Consider the following 1607-nt stretch of genomic DNA (forward strand, 5'->3'; position numbering starts at 1 on the left):
GGCTCGTGCCCGCCGATGCAGGACCTGTACGGCAAGATCCGCAAAGTGGCACCGACCGACTCCAACGTTCTGATCCAGGGCGAATCGGGTACTGGTAAAGAGCTGGTGGCGCGCGCCCTGCACAACCTGTCCAGGCGCGCCAAGGCGCCGATGATTTCGGTGAACTGCGCGGCCATTCCGGAAAGCCTGATCGAATCCGAATTGTTCGGCCACGAGAAAGGCGCATTCACTGGCGCCAGCGCCGGGCGCGCCGGGCTTGTGGAAGCGGCGGACGGCGGCACCTTGTTTCTCGACGAAATCGGTGAACTGCCGCTGGAAGCCCAGGCTCGCCTGCTGCGCGTATTGCAGGAAGGTGAAATTCGCCGGGTGGGCTCGGTGCAGTCGCAAAAAGTCGATGTGCGCCTGATCGCCGCGACTCACCGCGACCTCAAGAGCCTGGCGAAAATCGGCCAGTTCCGGGAAGACTTGTATTACCGCCTCCACGTTATCGCGCTGAAGCTGCCAGCCTTGCGCGAGCGCGGTGCCGACGTCAACGAAATCGCCAATGCCTTCCTGGCGCGGCAAAGTGCGCGAATCAACCGCACCGACCTGAAGTTCGCCGCGGATGCCGAGCAAGCCATTCGTCACTACTCCTGGCCGGGCAACGTTCGTGAACTGGAAAACGCCGTCGAGCGCGCCGTTATCCTGTGCGAAAGCCCGGAAATTTCCGCCGACCTGCTGGGCATCGACATCGAGCTGGGCGACCTGGAAGACGATGAGTTCATTGGCCTGCCCCCACAACAGGGCAACGGCAGTGCCAGTAACAACAACCACGAACCGACCGAAGACCTCTCCCTGGAAGACTACTTCCAGCATTTCGTCCTCGAGCATCAGGACCACATGACTGAAACCGAACTGGCCCGCAAACTCGGGGTCAGCCGCAAATGCCTGTGGGAGCGCCGTCAGCGCCTGGGCATCCCACGTCGCAAGACCGGGGTGGCCAGCGAAAGCTGAACCGCACCTGTCTCATGTGCGGGTAACACATGACTTTGTGGAAAAAACTGTTACCTCAGTTTTTTCACGTAACAGAAGCCGGGGCTTACGGTAACGAAGCCCCGGCTTTTTTTGGCCCTTGAAATGCCTGGCAATCGGCCTAACCCCTTGTTTTATTGGGCTTTTAAAAAGTTGGCACGCACCCTGCTATATGTTTGGTACAAGAACAATAACAAGCAATGCACAAGACAATAAAAATAAGACGAATCGACTCACGCACAATAAAAACAAGACGGCGAGAGGCGCAGCTAACTGATTCTTTTGGAGAGGCGTTGTATTTGGGGCTTGCCCCACGACCAGGCTGAGAACAACAAAAAACTGTCTTAAGACAGAGCCTGTACTGGTTGGATCGAAAGATCACTGCAATTCAGCGACCAAAGCAATCCGTTTGCTCTTGGCTCCCGATTGGGAGGGTCATGAAGGAAAGCTTCATGGCGAGGGCACTCAACAAAAACAAAAAGCCCGAAACCAAAAATAAAAATAGAGCATGCAACTACTTCTTGGGGAGCTTCGGCTCCCCTTGTGGTTTCTGGCGTTTGGCATGTAGCAGCTGCCGAGCCTGCGAGGCTGCGTTC

General features: G+C 56.8%; 2 protein-coding genes. One reads left to right on the forward strand and one right to left on the reverse strand.

The annotated features are described in order from the left end of the window. Nucleotides 1-993: sigma-54 interaction domain-containing protein (locus PMI28_RS00110; RefSeq protein WP_007992965.1), on the forward strand; the 993-nt coding region annotated here is incomplete at its 5' end. A gap of 362 nt (nucleotides 994-1355) precedes the next feature. Here PMI28_RS00110 and PMI28_RS31350 read toward each other — a convergent pair. Further along, nucleotides 1356-1607: hypothetical protein (locus PMI28_RS31350; protein WP_238540730.1), on the reverse strand; the 252-nt coding region annotated here is incomplete at its 5' end.

The sequence above is a fragment of the Pseudomonas sp. GM48 genome (genome assembly GCF_000282335.1).
In the GTDB taxonomy this organism is placed as follows: Bacteria; Pseudomonadota; Gammaproteobacteria; order Pseudomonadales; family Pseudomonadaceae; genus Aquipseudomonas.